This window comes from Acidithiobacillus sp. (assembly GCF_027322205.1).
GTDB lineage: Bacteria > Pseudomonadota > Gammaproteobacteria > Acidithiobacillales > Acidithiobacillaceae > Acidithiobacillus.
This window is the reverse complement of the sequence record NZ_DAHVHY010000139.1, coordinates 1-2,106: the sequence shown is the minus strand read 5'-3', so window position 1 is coordinate 2,106 and position 2,106 is coordinate 1. Positions and strand designations below refer to the sequence as shown.

The 2,106-nt window shown below is 53.7% G+C and carries 4 protein-coding genes; 3 read left to right on the top strand and 1 reads right to left on the bottom strand.

All coding sequences use genetic code 11. From position 1 onward, the window contains the following. Window positions 1-66: 66 nt before the first annotated feature. Window positions 67-216: a hypothetical protein gene (locus M7F93_RS11790; protein ID WP_298173783.1), complete on the bottom strand. Its 150-nt coding sequence runs from the start codon at window positions 214-216 to the stop codon at window positions 67-69. 334 nt (window positions 217-550) lie between these two features. Here M7F93_RS11790 and M7F93_RS11785 point away from each other — a divergent pair, with 334 nt between their 5' ends. The 3 genes from M7F93_RS11785 to M7F93_RS11775 all read left to right on the top strand — a co-directional run. Continuing rightward, window positions 551-1,132, top strand: coding sequence for a DUF4337 domain-containing protein (locus M7F93_RS11785; protein WP_298173781.1), 582 nt, complete (start codon window positions 551-553; stop codon window positions 1,130-1,132). A gap of 86 nt (window positions 1,133-1,218) precedes the next feature. Beyond that, entirely contained in the window at window positions 1,219-1,677 is a 459-nt protein-coding gene (locus tag M7F93_RS11780; RefSeq protein ID WP_298173779.1) for a phosphatase PAP2 family protein, read from the top strand. 34 nt (window positions 1,678-1,711) lie between these two features. Then, window positions 1,712-2,106, top strand: a 395-nt coding sequence (locus tag M7F93_RS11775; protein WP_298173776.1) for a YgjP-like metallopeptidase domain-containing protein, incomplete at its 3' end; no start/stop codon positions are given.

The window sequence follows — 2,106 nt, the reverse complement described above, 5'->3', positions numbered from 1 at the left end:
GACCCCCCTGAAAAACATGGCATATTATCACTGTTTATAACGCTAATTGGAATTAGAGGTTCAACGTCAGGTATCCGCCGGAACCAGCAGGGTGACGGGAAAGTAAGTCAATGTCTGGGCGAGAGAAAGGCGAGGCTTGTCTTCGGCGGCATCGGGACGCACCATCTCTCCTGTAAACACGTTTTTCCATGTCCCGGTCAGGTCGGGGATCTCCACCGCTGTATCGGTCCATACCGGCTCGCACAGCGCAGGTACGTTTCATCGCCGAGCAGGGTGGCGATGGTGATTACGGTGCGCCCGTTCGCCTAGCGTGCACAGGCCACGACGTGGTCGGCCCCCCGTGCGCCATTGGCGGCAAGGGGCAGGTTGGCGCCGCCAGCAAATCCCACAGTTCGCTCCCCTGGTAGATGTCGGGTATGCCCGGCGCGTAGGCCTACTGGGTGGCTACTTCGGTGATAAACTGTCGGTATTGGATAAAAGAAAACCATAGATCTTTGTCCTGATGAAGGAACAGCGTGAATACTGAGAATTACTTTAAGGAAAGTAAAATATGAGCGAAGGATTACATACCCACGCACCGCACGAAGAAGCTGTCCATGAGGCGGCAGAATCCCATGGTCCCAAGAAGCACTCTCTGTACCAGTGGATAGCCATCTTTACAGCCCTCCTGGCGACGATCGGTGCCATTGTCAGCTACCAGGGGACCCATCTCATGAACGAAGTCCTGCTGGCCAAGAACGAAGCCGTACTGGAGAAAGCCAAAGCGACGGACCAATGGAACTACTACCAGGCTATCAGCACCAAAGAGCACTTGATGGATCTGGCCGTAGCCATGACACCAACGAGCAAAAACGCGCCTTTCCAAAAGAAGATTGCCAAGTACAAACAACAGAAAAAGGAAGTTCAGCTTCAAGCGGAACATCTGGATCAACTTTCCAGTTCCGCCAATCGGCACTCGGCGCAGTTGGATAAGCCACATAACGACATGGCCATCGCTATGATCTTTTTGCAGATCGCTATTTCCCTGGCCTCTGTTACTGCTCTGACCGGAAGAACATGGCTTTTCGGTATGGCTATCCTGAGTGCCATAGGCGGTATCGGATTGTGGGGCATGGCTTTGAGTTTGGCGTGATGCCCCTGCAGCCAGAGTGGTACACTTGGTACGGATGGAACGCCCGTATTTTCTTGTGGGTGAACCATAGGAGCCAAGCGCCTGCATTGGCGGAAACGGCTGCGTTACTGTCCAGCGTAGCCCAGCCACGCAATTTCCCGTTGTGGATAGCCTTGCTGGTCATCGCACATCGCCTCAAGCCTGGATGGATTTCTTTTGCGGTAGTTTGGAATTTCGTCATAGGTGAACTGGCAATATGGGCCGCCATAGCCACCATCAAACCCGACATGGATTATCCTCGCCCATTGACTGCACTGGGGAAAAAGGCGGTGGATGTGATCGGAAAACCGGAATATTGGCACAGCTTTCCGTCCGGACACGCGGCACTGGCTTTTTTACTGTTCGGCAGTTTGTTTTTTGGGACATCGCCTAAAGTCATATGGGTGTCCGCGCTGATATACGCATTGCTGGTTGCCTGGTCACGGATAGCAGTCGGGGCGCATTTTCCGACCGATGTCATCGGTGGTGCTTTTGTTGGGTTGGTCGGCGCCGGGTTGGCATGCTGATGTACCGTAGGACTACTTGTGGCAGGATACCCTGATGAGTGCAGTATTCGAGCGTTCAAAGCCCAAGCGCAGTGGGCATGTAAATACTGAGACCTACACCCTACAGGTGAGTGATCTGTCCGTGCAGGTGGTCAAGAAGCCTATTAAGAACCTGCACCTGGGGGTGCACCCGCCCACCGGTTGGGTACGTGTGGCGGCCCCGTTAAAGCTTAGTGAAGAGGCAATACGGGCAGCGGTACTCAGTCGTCTGAGTTGGATTAGAAAGCAGCAGCGGAAGTTTCTGGGGCAGGAAAGAATTTCTCCCCGTGAGTATGTTTCCGGAGAAAGCCATTATTACCTGGGCAGACGTTACCGGTTACGGGTGCATTCCACCACCCAAGCCGGACGCATTGAACTGACTCATGCGCACTATATTGATCTGCATTGTCG